This is a genomic window from Parvibaculum sp. (assembly GCF_030694575.1).
Classification (GTDB): Bacteria; Pseudomonadota; Alphaproteobacteria; order Parvibaculales; family Parvibaculaceae; genus Parvibaculum.
On record NZ_JAUYUS010000009.1, the window covers coordinates 34,796 to 53,735 of the forward strand.

Here is an 18,940-nt window from a genome sequence, read left to right on the forward strand (position 1 = left end):
ACGGAAGAGGCGCCGCCCTCCGGCTGCCTTAAAGGAACAAGCCGATGGACAGATCGCGCGCCCGTTCTCTTCTCGTTTTCTTCGCGCTGGTCTTCGCCCTGTCGGTCCCGTTCTGGGTGGCAGGCCATTTTGCCGGCTATCTTTCCGACCTGATCCCGATCGCGCTGCCGGCAAGCTCGCTGATGGCCTTCACGCCGGCCGCCGCCGCTCTCTATCTGATCTGGCGGCAAGACGGCGCCGGCGCCGCGCGGGAATTCCTCCGAAGGTCCTTCGATTTTCGTCGCATTCCACACCCGGGCTGGATTGCCGCCGCAGCGCTTTTCATGCCTGCCACGCTTTTCCTCACCTGGCTCGCGATGAATGTCGGGGGCGCACCGCTTCCCGAGCCGCATTTGCCGCTCGTCGTCCTCCCCGTCTTTCTGGTGATGTTCTTCGCCGCCGCGCTCGGCGAGGAGCTCGGCTGGCAGGGCTTCGCCTTCGACCGCATGCGCGAACGCTGGAACGCATTGACGATCGCGCTCATTGTCGGCGCCATCTGGACGATCTGGCACCTCATTCCCTATTTCCAGACCGGGCACGGCGCGGCATGGATTGCATGGCATTGCGGGGTCACGATGCTGCTGCGGGTCGTCACCGTATGGTTTTATGTCAACGGCCGAAGGAGCGTCTTCATCGCGGCACTCTTTCACACGATGAGCAATGTCGCCTTCTTCCTGTTCCCGAATTACGGCTCGCACTACGACCCGGCCTGGTTCATCTGGATCATCGGGGCCGCGGTTGCCGCCATCGTCGTCTTCTACGGGCCCTCGCTGACGCGAACCCGTCATCCCGCCGCCTAGTGGAGCCCGATCTCTTCCTCTTCCTCGTCGATCAGACCCATATCGTTGCTGCGAAGGTTCTTCAGCACCGGATGGAAGATCGCGAAGGCGAGAATCATCACCATCAGCGCGATACCGAGAATGAAGGGCGCCGAATGCAGGACGTAGAAGAGCGGAATGCCGATCGCCGGATTGAGGATGTGACCGGTCGCCGCCGTGGAGCCGATGAGCCCGGCGACCGCACCCTGATCCTTCAGTGAAACGGAGAGCGACGCACCGGCGGAAAGGCCCGAGCGCAGGAAGCCGAAACCGAGACCGGCCAGCGCCAGCGCCGAGACGAGTACGCCGTAGGAACCGCCAAACACCAGCATCGCGAACGAGACGATCATGGTGGCGGCACCCCAGCGCAGCAGGAACGGCACCGACAGATCGAACCGCTGGATGAGGCCGAGTTGCGCCACGAGCGTCGCCATCGCCATCGCCATCATGCCGACGCTGACGAGCTGCGTTGCCTCCGAGCCTTTCATGGAAAGCTCCGCCATCAGGTAGAAGGCGAAGAGCTGCATCATGATCGACTGGCTGAGGCTGAGAATGACACCGATGACGAGCCAGGGCATGACGTTGGGCGCGGTCCATTTGAGCGCCGCCTGCTTTTCCTGCTTCTCGGAAAGCATCTTTTTCGGCCGCGTGCGCTCCGGCAGCAAAATCCAGATGGCGATGCCGCTGACGAAGGCGAGCGCGCCGACCGCAAAGAACGGCGCGAGAATGTGGATTTCCGCGAAGGCGGCGGCGACGCCGGGCCCGACGACCGTGCCGAGGCCGAAAGCGGCGCCGATCTGCGCGATGCTGCCGGCCCGCTCTGCGCGCGTGGTGCGGTCGGCGACATAGGCCTGCGAGGCCGGCATGGAGCCCGAACCGAAAATGCCGAAGATCGCGCGCGCCCCCATGACCAGCGGAAACATCAGCACCATCGAAATCCAGTGCTGATAACCCGCCAGCAGCACGAAGCCGACAAGCGACGTCGAGAAGGCGAAGCCGAAGACGCCGATCAGGATGACGGGCTTGCGGCCCATGACGTCGCTGCGACGGCCCCAGAACGTGCTGGTGAGCACCCAGAGCGCGGCCGAGAGCGAAAAGATCATCGTCGTTTCGAACTCGGACATGCCGAGATCGGCGGCGATGGGCGGCAGGACGGCGAAGACGAGGGTTTGGCCCATGCCGACCGAGAGCAGGCAGACGAAGAGAATGAAGAAGGCGCGCTTGCGCTCCTGCGGCGTGGTCTGCCGATGAGGATCGTGCAGAGGCGGCGTTGTCCCGGCCGGCGCGGCGGCTGCGGCCGTTGTGGTTTCTTCCTCTGCCGACATCTGGTGGAGCGCCTCCCCGACAAACGTCCCTCTTGCGGGGACCGCCCTTCCTTTACGTCAAACGAGAGAACCTTTCCAGCCCGGCAGCAAAATCCGCCGCCTCGGTGACCTAGCGAAAAGCCCGGGAAATCCCGCAGATTTGACAGGGCTTGCCGGGGCGACGCCTACTCTCCCGCAAAAGCATTCGAGAAATACCGGGAGGAAGCCATGGAACTGGGGTTCAGCGCGGCCGATGGGGCCTTTCGCGACGAGGTACGAAGCTTTCTCGATGAGAAACTGACGCCGGAGCTGCGCGCGACGGGAAAGCGCATGACCAGCGTCTATGCCGACTACGACACGACCATGGCCTGGCACAAGGCGCTTTACGAGCAAGGCTGGGTCGCGCCCGCCTGGCCCGTTGAATATGGCGGCTGCGACTGGTCGGTGATCCAGCATTACATTTTCTCGAGCGAACTTGCCGCCGCCGGGGCGCCCTCGCTCTCGCCCATGGGTCTCGGCATGTGCGGGCCGGTGCTGATCGGCTATGGCACGCCGGAGCAGAAAGCCTTTTACCTGCCGCGCATTCTTTCCGGCGAAGACTTCTGGTGCCAGGGCTATTCCGAACCGGGCTCCGGCTCCGATCTCGCCAGCCTGCAGATGAGCGCCGTACCGGACGGCGACGACTTCGTCTGCAACGGCCAGAAAATCTGGACGACGCATGCGAATTACGCGAACCGGATTTTCAATCTGGTGCGCACCTCGAAAGAGGATATTCCCCAGCGCGGCATCACCTTCATCCTGATCGACATGGCGACGCCGGGCGTGAAGGTCGAACCGCTGGTGATGCTGTCGGGCGAGCACATCCAGAACCAGATATTCTTCACCGATGTGCGCGTGCCGAAACGGAATGTCGTGGGCAAGGTGGGCGACGGCTGGACGGTGGCGAAATACCTGATGCAGTTCGAACGCGGCGGCCATGCCTATGCGCCGGGACTGCACACGCGGCTCGACCGCATCGCCCGGATGGCCCGGCAGGAAGGCGGCAATGGCGGCGGGCGCCTGATCGACGATGCGAACTTCGCCGCCAAGCTCGCCGAAACCTCGGTCGAGATCACGAGCCTCGAATATACCGAACACCGCATCATGTCGGCGCTCAGCCATGGCGAGGCTCCGGGCGCCGAAAGCTCGCTGCTGAAAACGCGCGGCACGGAGATCAGCCAGCGCGTGACGGAACTGGCGTTGGAAGCCGTGGCCTACTACGCCCTACCCTTCCAGCCGCATGCGACGGCACCCGGAGGCCCCGTGCCCGGCGCGCCGGCCGTCACGCCGAACGAAACGCCTGTCGGTCCCGATTATTCCTGGCCGGTAACGGCGAAGTATCTCAACGACCGCGCAGGCTCGATCTATGCGGGCACCAACGAAATCCAGCGCAACATCATGGCGAAGGCCGTGCTGGGGCTCTAGGAACGGAGGCGGCGCCAGAGGCGCGGGCCGAACGCGAAGCCCGCCCAGACGAGACCGCCGAGCACAAGAACGAGAGCCACGAGAGCCGGCCACTTCTCCCTCAACTGATCGTGGATGCGATTGGTGGTGAGCTGCGCCATCTGGTCGTAGCCTTCCGGCACTTCCAGTACGCCGACGCGGGCGGCATAAGCTTCATATTCCGCCATCATCGTGGCGAAGAGCTCGGGCTGCGCGGCGGACAGGTCGTTCGTCTCGCCGGGATCGCGCGCGAGATCGTAGAGATACCATTTGGCGTCGCCGAGCGGCGGCATGTTGCGGACGAGCTTGTAGTCGCCGCGGAAGAGCGCCGCATTTCCCGCCGCCTCGATGCCGACGGAATCCGTCTCGGCATAGACCCTGTCCGCCTCGCCGCGAATGAGCGGCAGAAGGGAGCGGCCCGTCATCGGCTGCGCGGAACCGCCCGCCTGGGCGGCGCCCGCCATATCGAGAATGGTAGGTGCGATGTCCTTGATGAAGCTGAAAGCACCTGTCGTGCCCTCGCGCGTGACATGGGCGCCCGACAGGATGAGCGGCACGCGAAGACCGCCCTCGCCCGCATGAAGCTTGAAGAAGGCACCGGGCGAGGCGGCCGCGCTCGCGAATTCCGGGCCGATGAAGGCGTAGGAACCTTTCTCGCCCAAGGTTTCGATGTCGCGGCTGTAGCCGACCGACCAGAGCCACTGATTGAAACCGAAAGTGGCGGTGGGATCGCCCGGCTCCGGACCGTTATCCGACATCACGATGAAGACGGTGTTTTCGAACTGGCCCGTTTCCTTCAGATAGGCGACAAGGCGACCTATATGGAAATCCATCGCTTCGAGCATGGCGGCATTGACGGCCATGCTCTTGGCACGGAACTGCTTTTCCTTCTCGGTAAGGCCTTCCCATTCGACGAGGCCGCGCGGCATGGGCCCGAGCTCGGCATCGGCGGCGATCAGCCCGCGCTCGATTGCGGCGCGGAAGCGCGACTCTCGAAGCGCGTCCCAGCCATCGGCATAGACGCCGTCATACTTCTCGATGAACTCGCGAGGCGCCTGCACCGGAATATGAACCGCCTGAAAGGCGATATAGGAGAAGAAGGGATTGCCGTCCTTCTTGCCGCTCTCGATATAGTCGATGGTCTTGTCGACGAAGAATTTCGAGGAATAGAAATCGTCCGGCAGGCCCGTGGGCTTGCCGTCCTCGAACCAGTCGGCATCGTCGTAGATCGGCAGATAGGTCTTCTTTTCCCAATTGTCGGCACCGGATGCATCGAGCACGAAGGAGCGGTCGAAGCCGCGCGCGGAAGGCAGCGACTTCTCGTCATGGCCGAGATGCCACTTGCCGGTCATGTAGGTGTCGTATCCCGCTTGCTGGAGCAGGCTCGCAACCGTGACGACGTCGTCCGAGAGGCGGCCGAGATAGCCGGGCTTTCCGCGATGCTCGAGCGGCGCGGATTCGGGCAGGTTGCCGATCCCCGCGAGATGACTGTCGACGCCGGTCATCAGCATGGCGCGCGACGGCGCACAGATGGGCGAGGCGTGAAAGTTCGAGAACAACGTGCCGGATGCCGCCAGCGCATCGATATTCGGCGTCGCGATCTCGCTGCCGTAAGCGCCAAAATCGCTGAAGCCGACATCGTCCGCAAGGATCAGCACAATGTTGGGCCGCACTTCCTGCGCCTGGGCGGAGAGAACGATGAACGGCAGCAGGACCGCCGCCAGCTTCGAGCTATTAAAGATGTTCATCCCCATGCTTCTCATCCTCTTGCGGCCCGCCATTGCCGGTCGACCGGTTTCGCCGGCGCCGCCGGCATCGACGCCGTATATACGGCCGGCGCATTCAGAATCTCCTGTGGTCCCCCCAGCGCCGCGTCAACCCGCGAACGGGCTTCGGGGCCGAGTGCGGCATATGCATCGCGTAGTGCTGCGAGACAATGGGCACGGTAGGGACTGACCGGCACTCGCCAACCCACCCCCTCAACCGCATAGGAGACATGACGGTCGCCGCGCTTCAATGCTTCATCGTTCGCCGCCAGATAAGGAAGGTAGGCGGCGCATGCTTCCCTGAGGATGGGCGCCAGATCGGCGGGAACGGCAGCGGGCAAAGGCGCGCCCGCGAAATCCACCGGCGTCAGCGCCCACATCCGCGCCACCCAGGCAAGCACATGCGGCGCGCGGGTGCGCATGATGGCGGCGGGCGTCGGATCGCTTGCAAAGTGGCGGAACATGGATCCGAAGAAACCGAAATCCGCTTCCACCGGACGCTGGCCCATGAGAAAGGGGCGCAGCACGAAAACAGCCTCAAGCGCATCGAGCGTTTCGAGATAAAGCGCTTCGATCTGCGGTGCCGTTTCCTTGGTCACGCCATCCTGCGAGAGATAGACGCGACGCTGGCGCCGCAGGATCAATCTCCGCCTGAGCCAGAACGGCAGCTTCAGGTCGCGCATCATGGTGCGGGCAATGGCGGCGCTCATCAGCGTCATGTCGTCGGGAAAATGCCAGCGGTAGTAGAGCGCCGGCCGCCACAGCCACTCATCGCCATAGTCCTCGAGCAGAAGACTGATGAAATGCGTGGCGGGGTCGCGCGGCGACAAGGCGGGCTCCGCTCCCATGCTTTCGAAATGCCGGATGATCCGCGTCGTATCGGTGAGCCAGGTGCCATCGGGCATTTCAAGTTGCGGCATCTGGGCGATGCCGGTCGCCCGCGCCGTGCGGCGGAAAGACGCCATGTCCATTTCCGCGAAACGATAGGGAATGCCCTTGGCGCGCAGATAGGCTTCCATCTTGCCCGTGAAATAGGAAAGGCTGAGGCCATGCACGATGATCGGCTGTTCGGGCATAAGGGCTTTCTGCGGCCGGATTATTATGACATTTATAATGTCAATATAACAGTCCCGTCGCAACCGGCAAGCCCGTGTGCTACCACTCCCGGCAAAGAAATCATCTTGCCGGAGACCTTTCCATGGACCTCGACGAAGCGCTCAAGGCGCGGAAATCCGTTCGCGCGTTCAAACCCGATCCCGTACCGCTCTCGTTGGTGAACGAAATTCTCGAACTTGCACGGCACTCGCCGTCGGGCACGAATATCCAGCCATGGAAGGTGCATGTCGTGACGGGCGAGGTCCGCAGGCGGCTGGAAGCCGAAGTTCTCGCGCATCGCGACACGAAGCCCGCCGATGCCGCCGCCGAATTTCCACGCACCTCGAAGCGCAAGGAACCCTACACCACGCGCATGCGCACGCTCGGCAAGGAGATGTACGGGCTGCTAGGCATCCCCAAGGGCGATCAGGCCGCGAACTGGCGCCAATGGGGCCGCAACTATCAGTTCTTCGACGCGCCTGTCGGCCTGATCTTCACGATCGACAAGGACCTCGATGCGATGAGCTTCCTCGATATCGGGATTTTCATGCAGTCGATCATGCTGGCGGCGAAATCGCGCGGGCTGGACACCTGCTCGCAAGGCGCGTGGAACAATTTCTGGACGGTGACGCGGCGCGTGCTGAATGTGCCGGACGACGAATACATCGTCTGCGGTATGTCGCTCGGCTATGCGGACGAGACCTCACCGGTGAATACACTCGTCGCCGAACGCGAGCCCGTGGCCAGCTTCGCGACATTTCATGGCTTCGAATGAGGCTCAGAAGCGCGGGCGGCCGAGAGGATGCACGGGCCGCGCGCGGTCGCCCGTCATGGCGGCCTGACCGGCGGGGAGCGACGGATTGAAATAGAAGCCGTTGGACACGAAGACCACCGTCCTCGTCGCACCGACGCCGCCCGTGAAGCCCGCCGTATCGATAGAGCCGGTCAAATCGGCGGCATCTCTCGGTGCCTCATCGCCCGCCCAAGGGTCGATCCAGCGGATATTGTCCGCATGGGGCTCGGCGCCTGCCAGCTCATCCGGCGCCCAGGGATCGACCGAGCGCAACTCGCCGGCGAGCGCCGGAACTGAAAAACCCGCCGCCACAAGGCCCGCCAGAATGAAAAGACGCAGGGTCATAAACGCTTCCCGCACGATGTTTCATTTTGAAACATAAGGGCGCGGAGGCCTGAAATCAACGAGGCAGAATCGCGGAATTCCGCCAACTTGCCAAAGCCCGCCGCCCGGCTATCCTCCCCGCCAACAGAACAAAGGCAATGAGAAACAGGGAGACACCGATGGCGGAATATAATCGCCCGCTGCCCTTGCCCACGCCCGAAACCAGACATTTCTGGGAAGGCTGCAGGCAAGGCGAACTGAAACTGCAGCGCTGCACGGCCTGCAAGCAGAGCTATTTTCCGCCACGTCCCTTCTGCCCCGCCTGCGGCTCGCGCGATGTGGAAATCTACAAGGCGAGCGGCAAGGCGACACTTTACAGCTACGTCATCAACCATCGCCCGAGACCCGATTTCGGCACGGAGCCGCATTCGATCGCGGTGGTCGAACTCGCCGAAGGCCCGCGCATGATGACCAACATCGTGGACTGCCCGCAAACGCCGGAAGCGCTGCAACTCGACATGGCGCTCGAAGTCACCTTCGAGAAGGCAAGCGAGGAAATCAGCCTGCCGAAATTCAAACCGGCGAAGGGTTGAGGCCATGAAGCAGAAATCAGTAGCCGTCGTCGGCGCCGCCGAAACGACGGAGATGGGCAAGATTCCGGACATGTCGCAATTGATGTTGCATGCAGATGCGGCATTGAACGCGATGCGGGATGCAGGGCTGACCGCAAAGGATATCGACGGCGTGGCGACGGCGGGCGACAGCCCGGTCGAAATCGCGCATTACCTCGGCATCACGCCGACATGGGTGGACGGCACCAGCGTGGGCGGCTGTTCCTTCATGCTGCATGTCCGCCATGCGGCGGCCGCGATCAACGAAGGCCTGTGCAACACGGTGCTCATCACGCATGCGGAGAGCGGCCGCTCGCGCGTGGGCGCGCGCCGCTTCAGCCGCGACCCGGCGAGCCAGCAGGGTCAGTTCGAAGTGCCCTACGGCATCACCAATCCGCCGACCATGTTCACTATTCCGGCCCTTCGTTACATGAAGCAATATGGCGTGACGGAAGAAGACGTGGCTCATGTTGCCGTGGTGCAACGCGAATGGGCGGCCATGAACCCGCGCGCTTCCTTCCGCGACCCGATCACGGTCGAGGATGTGCTGAACTCGAAGATGATCGCCTGGCCGTTCCGGCTGCTGATGTGCTGCCTGGTAACGGATGGCGGCGGCGCGCTGATTCTGACAAGCGCCGATCGCGCGAAGGATTTTCCGCAAAAGCCCGTCTACATTCTCGGTACGGGCGAAAGCTGCGAAACACCGATGATCAGCCAGATGGAAGACTTCACGACATCGAAGGCCTTCCGCGTTTCCGGCAAGAAGGCATTCGATGAAGCGGGCATCAAACACAGCGATGTCGATCATCTGATGATCTACGATGCCTTCGCCCATCTGCCGATCTACGGGCTCGAAGACCTGGGCTTCTGCGAGCGAGGCGAAGGTGCGGCCTTCATCCGCGAAGGCAATACGAGGCCCGGCGGCAAGCTGCCGCTCAACACCAATGGCGGCGGTCTCTCCTACATGCATTCAGGCATGTACGGCATGTATGCCTTGCAGGAGAGCGTGCGCCAGATGCGGGGCATCGCGCCGGCACAAGTGCCGGGTGCGAAGATCTCCATCGCGCATGGCGTCGGCGGCATGTTCGCGGCATCGGGCACCATCGTCTTCTCGAACGAAGCACCCTGAACAAAGGAGAGGCCGGCATGGACCTCGCGAAACCGCGCATCGATGTCGGCCTCTTCACCACCAATCTCGAGCCGATGCTCGACTTCTGGCAGAACGAAGTCGGTCTGCCCTTCGACCATCTTCTGCCGCTTGGCGGCGGCCTGCAGCAGCATCGCCACGACCTTCTGGGGTCAGTGCTGAAAATCAACCACGCGCGCAACGCGCTGCCCGACGCATCGCCTTCCGGCTACCGGGAATTGCTGATCGCGCGCGAAGGATTGCTCGGGCCCAAACGGCTGACCGACCCCGACGGCAATCTCGTGACACTGGTGCCACCCGGCGCCCACGGCATCGAACGGATCGGCATTCGCCTCGGCGTCCGCGATGCCGTCGCGCATCGCCGCTTCTACGCGGTGGCGCTCGGTTTGCCCGACGTGCCGGAACGGGGTGGCGACAGCTTCATATGCGGCGACAGCGTGATCCTGTTCGACGAGACGCCGGACGCAAGCGGCGATGCGGTCTTCGAAGGCCCCGGCTTTCGCTATATCACCATTCAGATAAGAAACGTGGACGAGGAACATGCCGCCATCCTCGCACGCGGCGGCACGGAAGGCCGCGCGCCGCGAACGCTGGGCAAGGTGGCGCGCATCTCCTTCGTCCGCGACCCCGACGGCAACTGGATCGAGATGTCCCAGCGCGCCTCCCTGGTCGGCGCACTGGAATGATTTCTCGGGTACGGCTCTTCACGGGCGGGCGGACGTTCCGCTAGACTGGCCGCAGCGAAGACAAAGGCGTCCGAAGAGACGCCGCCAGGGAGATATCATGCTCAAGATTTACCACGCGAAAAACACGCGCTCCGTCCGCATCGTCTGGCTTTGCGAGGAATTGGGCATTCCCTATGAACTGCAGACGCTCAACTTCGCGCCGGCGGATCTGCAATCGGAGGCCTATCTCGCGATCCATCCGCTCGGCAAGGTACCCGCCGTGGACGAAGACGGACTGATCCTGAACGAGTCCGGCGCGATCACGCAATACCTCCTCGCCAAATACGGCAAGGGCCGGCTGGAACCGAAGCACGGCACACCCGAACACGCGAAGTTCCTGCACTGGTTCCATTTCGCCGAAGCCACCTTCATGGGTCCGCTCGGCAACATCGCGCAACACGCATTTATCCGCCCCGAAGCCGACCGCATTCCGCAGGTCGCGCAGGAGGGACAGCAGAATGCAAAGAAGATGCTGGACGTGCTGGAGAAGGAACTGACCGGCAAGAACTATGTATGCGGGTCCGAGTTTTCCGCCGCCGACATCATGCTCGGCTACGCGCTGCTTCTCTGCAAGCTGTTCGGGCTGCTGACTCCGGCTCACCCGAATGTCAGCGCCTATTTCGGGCGCCTGAGCGAACGCCCGGCCTTTCAGAAGGCGACCGCCTGACCGAAGGAAGGAACGTCTTATGGGATACAAGACAATCCAGGTGAAACCGATTTCCGGCGCGCTCGGCGCCGAAATCGAGGGCGTGGATCTGTCGAAGGATCTTTCCAACGAGACTTTCGACGATATCCATCAGGCTTTTCTCGATCATGTCGTGATCTTCTTTCGCGACCAGCACCTCAGCCATGAACAGCACAAGGCTTTCGGCCGGCGCTTCGGCACGCTCAACATCCATCCCTATGTGAAGGGAATGGAGGGCCACCCGGAAATCATGCGGATCGTGAAAGAGCCGGAGGATCGTATTAATTTCGGTGGCGGTTGGCATTCCGACATGTCGTTTCTGGAAGAGCCCGCGCTCGGCTCGATCCTCTATGCGAAGGAAGTGCCGCCCTATGGCGGAGACACATTGTGGGCGAACCAGTATCTCGCCTATGAGACATTGTCGGACGGCATGAAGGCGACGCTCGAAGGCCTGAAGGCCGTGCATACGGCGAAGGGAGAATACAGCGAGCGCGGCGCCTCCGCGCAGGCGCGGAAATCCATGGACGTGACAAGGGCAGGCGACGACACGCCGTCCTATGAGCATCCCGTGGTGCGCACGCATCCCGAAACCGGCCGAAAGGCGCTCTACGTGAACCCGGCCTTTACCGAGAAATTCGCCGGCTGGACGAAGCGCGAGAGCCGGCCGCTTCTGAACTTCCTGTTCGAGCATTGCACACAGGAGCCCTTCACCTGCCGCTTCCGCTGGACGGCGAACGCCCTCGCCTTCTGGGACAACCGGGCCGCGCAGCACTTCGCCCTGAACGACTATCACGGTCATCGCCGACACATGGAACGCGTAACCGTAAACGGCGACCGGCCTTTCTAGCCCCGGGCGTCCTTGCAGAAGCCGGGTTGAAAGCAAGATTTTCCCTTGGAACCGCCGACCCGTGCGGGCATCATCCCCATGAATCGGAACGGACGGGGGGGAAAACGTGACCGGATCGTCGAAACTCATACAAAAGTTCATGCTTGTTTTGGCCGCGCTGGTGCTGATGCGAAGCCCATCAGCGATGGCCGAGGCAACCCTGCCGCCGGAGAGCGACGCGGCCGCGCGCGGGCTCGCCATCGCCGAGGAAATGGATGCCCGCGACAAGGGCTGGGGCGACGCGAAAGCGAAGCTGAAGATGGTCCTCACCAATGCGGCGGGCGACACGAGCGAGCGCGAGCTGCGCCTGATGATGCTGGAGGTGACGACGGCAAACGAAGGCGACTGGAGCCTGATGATCTTCGACAAGCCGCGCGACATCGAGGGCACGGCGCTGCTGACCTATGCCCATGTGACGGCGCCCGACGACCAGTGGCTCTACCTGCCCGCCGTGAAGCGCGTGAAGCGCATTTCGTCGGCCAACAAGTCCGGACCTTTCGTCGGCAGCGAGTTCGCCTTCGAGGATCTTGCGGCGCAGGAGGTCGGCAAGTTCACTTACCGGTGGCTGCGCGATGAACCCTGCGGAACGCTGACCTGTCATGTCGTCGATCGCGTGCCGACCTATGAAGGCTCGGGCTACACGCGCCAGACCGTGTGGATCGACACCACCGACTACCTTTTGCGCAAGACGGACTACTACGACCGGAAGGGAAGCCTGCTCAAGACGCTCGATTTCGGCGAATACAAAAGCTATCTCCACGGTATCTGGCGTCCGCTCGACCTCGAAATGGCAAACCACGAAACGGGCAAGAAGACGAAACTCGTCTGGGAGAGCTACGAATTCAAAACAGGGTTAACGGAGAGTGACTTCTCGACGGCGAGCCTCGAAAGAGCGCGCTGAGGGCGGCCGCGCGTTCGCGGAAGGTTAAGACAGGTTACGTAGAATAGTTGCTTCGGTTGCGTTGCAGGGTTTGGTGCGGTGGCGGGCGCGAGTTCAATAGCGGGGCGCAGAGCTCTGTTTCTTTTCATTTCGTCGGTCCTGACCGTGCCCGGCGCGGTCCGCGCCGGCGATTTCGAGTTGCGCGGTTCGATCGAACCGGAACTGCGCGTCTTTTCGGAAAGCCCCTCGAGCCGGGATCAGCGCGATACGACGCTCTCCATTTCAGGTGAGGCCACCGCCAAATATCTCTGGGACAATGACGACCAGTCCTTCGTCTTCACACCCTTCGCGCGTCTCGATCAGCGCGATAGCCGCCGCAGCCATTGGGACATTCGCGAGGCGCGCTACGCGCTCTATGCCGGCAAGTGGGAATTCCGCCTCGGCATCGACAAGGTCTTCTGGGGCGTCACCGAAGCGGTGCATCTCGTCGATGTGGTGAACCAGACGGACCTTCTTGAAGATCCCATCAAACAGGAAGTGAAGCTCGGACAGCCGATGCTGCGCATCCGGACCGTGCAGGACTTCGGCACGTTCGATGCGTTCCTGCTTCCCTATTTCCGCGAACGAACCTTCCCGGGAAGGAGCGGCCGGCCGGCGACGGATATCCCCGTCGACACCCACCTCGCAACATACGAAAGCAGCGCCGGGGACCGGCACACGGATTTTGCCGGCCGCTACAGCAATACGCTCGGTGCAATCGACCTGGGGCTCGGTTACTTCCAGGGAACGGCGCGCGATCCGATTTTGCAGCCCGCGCTAAACGGCGGCGGCAATCTCGTGCTGGCGCCGTTCTACCCGCAAATGAAACAGGCCTCGCTCGACCTTCAGGCGACGGTCGGCGCATGGCTCTACAAGCTCGAAGGCTTCGGGCGTCGCGAACTTGGCGACAACTATGCTGCCGCGACCGGTGGCATCGAATACACGTTCTACGGCGCCTTCGGCAGCGAAGGAGACCTGGGTACCGTAGTCGAGTACAGCTACGACAGCCGCGGCATGAACCAGCGAAATCCCTATCAGAACGATGCATTCTTCGCCCTGCGCTGGGGTGCGAATGACACCGCCTCGACAAGCATGCTTGGCGGCATCGCCGTCGATACGGAAACGGGAGCCCTCGGATTCCGCTTTCGCGGCGAACGCCGCATCGCGGAGGATTATCGCCTCTCCATCGAAGCCTATGCTTTCAGTCACGTGCCGCCACGCGATCCGGTCTACAGCGTAGCCGACGACGACTACGTGCAGATCGGCATCGCCCGCTTCTTCTGATCCAGGCCTCCGACGTCACTCGGCCGGCGCATGCGACACGCGGGCAGCCTTGGCCGCGACCCGCCGCTCCCGCGCGCCGGCGATCAGAAGATAGACCGTCGGCACCACGAAGAGCGTCAGCAAGGTGCCGAAGCTGATGCCGCCAACAATCACGAGACCGATGGAACGGCGGCTTTCCGCGCCGGCCCCGCTCGCTAGAGCCAGCGGGAGAGCGCCCAGCACCATCGCGCCCGTCGTCATCAGAATGGGCCGAAGCCGAAGCCCCGCCGCTTCCACGACAGCCTCGTAAACCGAATGACCTTTCGCCCGCAGCTGGTTCGAGAATTCCACGATGAGAATGCCGTGCTTGCTGATGAGCCCGACCAGCGTGATGAGACCGACCTGACTGTAGATATTGAGCGTGGTGTTGGTGAGGAACAGCAGCAGCAGGGCGCCGGCAAGCGACAGCGGCACGCTGACCAGAATGATCAACGGATCGACAAAGCTTTCGAACTGCGCCGCCAGCACCAGATAGATGAAGAGCAGCGCCAGAACGAACGTAACGGCGATGGCGCCGGAGGATTTCACGAATTCGCGAAGCTGGCCGTCCACATCGGTCTGCGCATTGGACGGGAGAAGCCGCGCCGCGGCATCGTCGAGAAAATTCAGCGCCTGCCCCATGGAATAGCCCGGCGCCAGATTGGCCGAAATCGTGGCGGCACGAAGCTGGTTGAAACGGTTGAGCGAATTGGGTGCAACGCTTTCGTTCACGGTCAGAAGATTGGAAAGCTGCACCATCTCGCCGCCCCCGCCACGCACATAAATATTGCTGATATCGCCGGGCGTGCGCCGCTCCTCATCTCCCACCTGCACGATCACATCGTACTGCTGGCCGCCTTGTTCGTAGCGGGTGATCTGACGGCCGCCGAGCAGCGTTTCGAGCGTCCGGCCGACGGTCGAAACGTCGATGCCCGCATCGACCACCTTGCTCCTGTTGACCTGAATATCGAGCTGGGGCTTTTGCAGCTTCAGGTTCGAATCCGGATTGACGAAGCCCGGATTATTCCGGACCTCGTTCATCATCAGTTCGACATAGTGATCGAGTTCTTCATAAGTACCCGACGCCTGAATCACATATTCGACAGGCTGCGAACGGCCGCTCTGGCCGAGTGACGGCGGGTTGACCCCGAAGGCGAGAATGCCGGGGATGCGCGCAAGCTTCGGCTGGATCTCGTTGACGATTTCCTGTTGCGTGCGCGAGCGTTCGCTCCAATGCACCAGACGCGAGAACGACACGAGGTCGGTGATTTGCGGAAAGCCAGAGACGACGAGATAGCCCGCGACTTCCGGAATATCGATATAGATACTTTCGATCTGCTTCGCATAGCGCGCGGAGAATTCGAGCGTCGCTCCCTGCGGTGCCTGCCCGACGACGAGCAGCGTACCGCGATCCTCGACAGGCGCCAGCTCCTGCTGCAGCAGAAAGAAGAGCCCGACACAGGAAAGGGCAACGGCGGCAGCAATGCCGACAATGACGCGGTTCATGGCGAGCGCACGCCCGAGCATCCGCTTGTAGCCTGCATCGATCTTGTCGAGCTGAGTGCTCAGCCAGCGCTGAATTCTGCCCTCGTTCACCTCATGCCGGAGCAGCTTGGAACAGAGCATCGGCGTCAGCGTCAGAGCGACGAAACCGGAAACGACGACGGTGCCTGCAAGGGTAAGCGCGAATTCGAGGAAGAGCTTGCCCGTCCTGCCTTCGGCGAAACCGACAGGCGCGTAGACCGCCGCAAGTGTCAGCGTCATCGCGATGACCGCGAAAGTGATTTCCTTCGAGCCCGCGATGGCGGCATCGAACGGCGTCATCCCCTCTTCGATATGCCGGTATATGTTTTCCAGCATCACGATGGCGTCGTCGACCACGAGGCCGATGGCAAGCACCATCGCCAGCAGCGTCAGCGTGTTGATGCTGAAACCAAGCATCAGCATGATCGCGAAGCTGGTAATCAGCGAAATCGGGATCGTGACGACCGGAATGAAGGAGGCCCGCAGCGTCCGCAGGAACACGAAGATAACGAGCACGACCAGTACGATCGCCTCGCCGATCGTCTCGTAAACCGATGAAATGGATTCCGCGATGAAGATCGACGTGTCGTAGCCGACCGCGGAGGACATGCCGACCGGCAGCGTCGGCGCCAGATCTTCAAGCGCCCGGCGCACGCCTGCCGCCACTTCCAGCGGGTTCGCCGTTGCCTGCTTCACGACACCGAGCGAAATCGAGGTCTCTCCGTTGTAGGTCGCGGATCGCCTTATGTTGGCAGCGGCCACCTCGACGCGCGCAACCTGCGCCAGCCGAACCTGAAACCCGCCAGCCTGCTTGACGATGATGTTCTCGAACTCTTCCGGCGTCTGCAGGGCCGTTTTCGCCAGCACCGTGAACTCGCGGTCGAGGCTTTCGATGCGTCCCGATGGAATTTCCGCATTCTGGGCGCGGATCGCATTCTCGACGTCCTGCACCGTAAGGTTGTAGGCGGCAAGACGCAGGCGGTCGATCCATATCCGCATGGAATATTCGCGGCCGCCGAAAATGCTCACCTGTGCAACACCGGGCTGGTTCTGCAGCCGGTCCGTCACGATACGATCGAGATAATCGGTGATTTCCAGCGCCGACATGCGGTCGCTCTTGAAAGCGATATACATGATCGGCTGCGCGTCGGCTTCCACCTTCGCGATGATCGGCTCATCGACATCGTCCGGCAGCAGTCCGCGCGCGCGTCCCACGCGGTCACGCACGTCGCTCGCCGCCACGTCGGGGTCCGTCTCGAGCGTGAACCGTGCCGTCACCTGGCTCTCTTCCGGGCGGCTCGCGGAAGAGAGAACCTCGATACCCTCGATACCGGCCATCGAATCTTCAAGCGGCTGCGTCACCTCCCGTTCGACGACGGAGGCGCTCGCCCCGCGATAGACAGTCGTAACCGTAACGACGGGTTCGTCGATCGCCGGATACTCGCGCACCGAGAGCCGGTCGTAAGAGACCAGCCCGAGAAGCATCAGGATCAGACTGACCACGGTCGCGAAGACCGGGCGGCGAATGAAAAGCTCTGAAATATTCATGGCGCCCGCTTTCCCCTTCGCTCTCTATTCGCCCCCGGCAGCGGCTTCAGCAGCACCGGCGTCCCCCGCCTGCGGCGACGGCACCGGCTCGACGGGTGCGCCGTCCCGCACCTTGAGCTGACCGGCAACGATGACCGTCTCGCCCGCTTCCAGGCCGGATACGATCTCGACCTTGCCCGGCAGGCGCTCGCCGGTTCCGATTTCCTTCATTTTGGCGTGGCCTTCCACGACGACGAACACCGCTTTCGCGCCCGTCGGCGACGTCACGATGGCCGCCTCCGGCAGGACGATCGATGTTCGCGTCTCGGTCACGATCTCCACCCGGCCGAAAAGACCGGGGCGCAGCGTTCCGTCCTCGTTCGCCAACAATGCGCGCGCGCTGAGGGCGCGGCCCTCGGTACTCACGACCGGATCGACAGCGCTGATGACCCCTTTGTAGGCCTTGCCCGGATTCGCATCGAACACCACATGCACCTCCTGACCCTTGCGGATCTGGGTGAGGAATACCTCCGACACGCTGAAGTCGATCCGAAGATTGTCCACATCCGCGAGCGTCGCGATGGGCTGCCCTGCCGTCAGATACTGTCCGAGGCTGACCTGCCGCAATCCAATGATCCCGGGAAAGGGCGCCGTGATCGTTGCCTTGTCGAGTGCAGACTTCGCGGCCGCAACCTCGGCTTCCGCCGATTTGAAATCGTTCAGCGCCTCGTCGCGCGCGCGCGCGGTGCCCGAGCCCTGCTTCACCAGTTGTTCGGCGCGCTGATAATTGGCGCGGGTAAGCGTGAGACGTGCCTCCGCCTGCATCAGGCGCGCCGTCAGGTCCTTGTCGTCGATCGTGATGACCAGGTCGCCCGCTTCCATCCGCTGACCGTCGGTGAAATCGATGCTCGTGACTATGCCTGTGATTTCCGGCGTGATCGTGATCGCCTGATCCGCCTGCAGCGTGCCGAGAGCCGCCACTTTTACAGTAACGGGCTCCATCGTCGCATCGACAACCTCGACCACGGGCGGCGGGAAGCTGCCGTGCCCCTGCTGCCCGGCGAGTCGCGCATAGACGAGATAGACAAAGCCAAGCACGGCAACGCCAGCTATCGCGCCAATTATCAGTGTACGCGGAGGAAGCTCTCTCAAGGACTGCATGGATGTCGCTCTCTGGGCTTTAACTCACCTCACGGCGGCAGCCCATTGTATCTATCTGCGGCTGGGGCGGCGCCGCTTCGAGGCGATACCGCAAGCTACCTGAAATAGGTCATTTACACCGGCAGGAAAATGGCAATTTGCCAGCATATCCGCACAATTTGGCCGACGCCGCGGGGGCTGTCGGAATGGCAATGGTGGGCGTGACAGGGATTGAACCTGTGACCCCTTCGATGTCAACGAAGTGCTCTCCCGCTGAGCTACACGCCCATTGCCATTCGGAAGGCGGGGCGCGGTCGTGCCCCGCCGGCACGGATGAAGTGCCGAAGGCCGTTCGTATATCTAGGATAAACCGCAAAGACAAGCCGGAAACGGCGCCGCAAAACGCCCCTCAGGCGGCCGCCATCAGCCGGTCCACCTCGGCCACCAGATCGCGCAGGTGGAAAGGCTTGGAAAGAACCTTTGCATCCCGCGGCGCCGCCACCTCCGGATTGAGCGCAACGGCGGCAAAACCGGTGATGAACATGATCTTGAGGGTTGGATCGAGCTCTGCCGCCAGACGCGCCAGTTCGATGCCGTCCATTTCGGGCATAACGATATCGGTCAGCAGGATGTCGAAGATGTCCTGTTTCAGGCAGCCATGCGCTTCGTCGCCCTTGCCGAAAGAGACGACCTCATGGCCGGCATTTTCAAGCGCCTTGGACAGAAAACGGCGCATGGATTCATCATCTTCGGCAAGGAGAATTCGTGCCATTGGCCCAGCCCAGTCGATCTTTAGTGTGCCCCACCAGTCCGAACGGCGCTCCCCTGAGGGAAGGCTCGATTCGTAACGCCA

The 18,940-nt window shown here is 62.4% G+C and carries 17 protein-coding genes and 1 tRNA gene; 10 read left to right on the plus strand and 8 right to left on the minus strand.

Annotated elements, in window-relative coordinates; translation table 11 throughout:
- Positions 1-44 precede the first annotated feature (44 nt).
- The gene (locus Q8S60_RS01595) at positions 45-839 is read left to right on the plus strand and encodes a CPBP family intramembrane glutamic endopeptidase (RefSeq protein ID WP_305278356.1); all 795 of its coding nucleotides are present in this window, start codon (positions 45-47) and stop codon (positions 837-839) included.
- Here the strand turns inward: Q8S60_RS01595 and Q8S60_RS01600 are convergent.
- A complete protein-coding gene (locus Q8S60_RS01600) occupies positions 836-2,182 on the minus strand; it encodes an MFS transporter (protein ID WP_305278357.1) in 1,347 nt (448 codons plus the stop codon). The genes Q8S60_RS01595 and Q8S60_RS01600 overlap by 4 nt on opposite strands.
- Positions 2,183-2,389: 207 nt before the next feature.
- Between Q8S60_RS01600 and Q8S60_RS01605 the strand changes: the two genes are divergently transcribed.
- Positions 2,390-3,625: an acyl-CoA dehydrogenase family protein gene (locus Q8S60_RS01605; RefSeq protein WP_305278358.1), complete on the plus strand. Its 1,236-nt coding sequence runs from the start codon at positions 2,390-2,392 to the stop codon at positions 3,623-3,625.
- Here Q8S60_RS01605 and Q8S60_RS01610 read toward each other — a convergent pair.
- A complete protein-coding gene (locus Q8S60_RS01610) occupies positions 3,622-5,397 on the minus strand; it encodes a sulfatase-like hydrolase/transferase (protein WP_305668276.1) in 1,776 nt (591 codons plus the stop codon). The genes Q8S60_RS01605 and Q8S60_RS01610 overlap by 4 nt on opposite strands.
- Before the next feature lie 5 nt (positions 5,398-5,402).
- Positions 5,403-6,485 carry a glutathione S-transferase N-terminal domain-containing protein gene (locus tag Q8S60_RS01615; protein ID WP_305278361.1) on the minus strand — a complete coding sequence of 361 codons (1,083 nt, stop codon included), beginning with the start codon at positions 6,483-6,485 and terminating at the stop codon, positions 5,403-5,405.
- A 122-nt stretch (positions 6,486-6,607) separates the two neighbouring features.
- Between Q8S60_RS01615 and Q8S60_RS01620 the strand changes: the two genes are divergently transcribed.
- The gene (locus Q8S60_RS01620) at positions 6,608-7,279 is read left to right on the plus strand and encodes a nitroreductase (protein WP_305278362.1); all 672 of its coding nucleotides are present in this window, start codon (positions 6,608-6,610) and stop codon (positions 7,277-7,279) included.
- A 3-nt stretch (positions 7,280-7,282) separates the two neighbouring features.
- Here Q8S60_RS01620 and Q8S60_RS01625 read toward each other — a convergent pair whose 3' ends face one another.
- Positions 7,283-7,642 (minus strand): hypothetical protein, encoded by a 360-nt coding sequence (locus tag Q8S60_RS01625; RefSeq protein WP_305278363.1) that lies wholly within the window; start codon positions 7,640-7,642, stop codon positions 7,283-7,285.
- A gap of 158 nt (positions 7,643-7,800) precedes the next feature.
- Between Q8S60_RS01625 and Q8S60_RS01630 the strand changes: the two genes are divergently transcribed.
- The 7 genes from Q8S60_RS01630 (at position 7,801) to Q8S60_RS01660 (ending at position 13,878) form a co-directional block, all read left to right on the plus strand.
- Positions 7,801-8,214 (plus strand): Zn-ribbon domain-containing OB-fold protein, encoded by a 414-nt coding sequence (locus tag Q8S60_RS01630; protein ID WP_305278364.1) that lies wholly within the window; start codon positions 7,801-7,803, stop codon positions 8,212-8,214.
- Between the two features lie 4 nt (positions 8,215-8,218).
- Positions 8,219-9,361: a thiolase gene (locus Q8S60_RS01635; protein WP_305278365.1), complete on the plus strand. Its 1,143-nt coding sequence runs from the start codon at positions 8,219-8,221 to the stop codon at positions 9,359-9,361.
- A gap of 17 nt (positions 9,362-9,378) precedes the next feature.
- Positions 9,379-10,065 carry a VOC family protein gene (locus tag Q8S60_RS01640; protein ID WP_305278366.1) on the plus strand — a complete coding sequence of 229 codons (687 nt, stop codon included), beginning with the start codon at positions 9,379-9,381 and terminating at the stop codon, positions 10,063-10,065.
- A 97-nt stretch (positions 10,066-10,162) separates the two neighbouring features.
- Entirely contained in the window at positions 10,163-10,771 is a 609-nt protein-coding gene (locus tag Q8S60_RS01645) for a glutathione S-transferase family protein (RefSeq protein ID WP_305278367.1), read from the plus strand.
- 19 nt (positions 10,772-10,790) lie between these two features.
- Complete coding sequence (locus tag Q8S60_RS01650) at positions 10,791-11,636, plus strand: TauD/TfdA family dioxygenase (protein ID WP_305278368.1); 846 nt, start codon at positions 10,791-10,793, stop codon at positions 11,634-11,636.
- A gap of 139 nt (positions 11,637-11,775) precedes the next feature.
- Complete coding sequence (locus tag Q8S60_RS01655) at positions 11,776-12,576, plus strand: outer membrane lipoprotein-sorting protein (RefSeq protein WP_305278369.1); 801 nt, start codon at positions 11,776-11,778, stop codon at positions 12,574-12,576.
- 144 nt (positions 12,577-12,720) lie between these two features.
- On the plus strand, positions 12,721-13,878 hold the full coding sequence (locus Q8S60_RS01660; protein WP_305278371.1) for a hypothetical protein: 1,158 nt from the start codon (positions 12,721-12,723) through the stop codon (positions 13,876-13,878).
- 15 nt (positions 13,879-13,893) lie between these two features.
- Here the strand turns inward: Q8S60_RS01660 and Q8S60_RS01665 are convergent, their stop codons facing one another.
- The 4 genes from Q8S60_RS01665 to cpdR all read right to left on the minus strand — a co-directional run bounded on the left by Q8S60_RS01665 (position 13,894) and on the right by cpdR (position 18,859).
- Entirely contained in the window at positions 13,894-16,968 is a 3,075-nt protein-coding gene (locus tag Q8S60_RS01665) for an efflux RND transporter permease subunit (protein WP_305278372.1), read from the minus strand.
- 24 nt (positions 16,969-16,992) lie between these two features.
- Entirely contained in the window at positions 16,993-18,108 is a 1,116-nt protein-coding gene (locus Q8S60_RS01670; protein WP_305278373.1) for an efflux RND transporter periplasmic adaptor subunit, read from the minus strand.
- Between the two features lie 192 nt (positions 18,109-18,300).
- A tRNA-Val gene (locus tag Q8S60_RS01675) sits at positions 18,301-18,375 on the minus strand.
- 121 nt (positions 18,376-18,496) lie between these two features.
- Complete coding sequence (gene cpdR, locus Q8S60_RS01680) at positions 18,497-18,859, minus strand: cell cycle two-component system response regulator CpdR (protein WP_305278374.1); 363 nt, start codon at positions 18,857-18,859, stop codon at positions 18,497-18,499.
- Positions 18,860-18,940 lie beyond the last annotated feature (81 nt).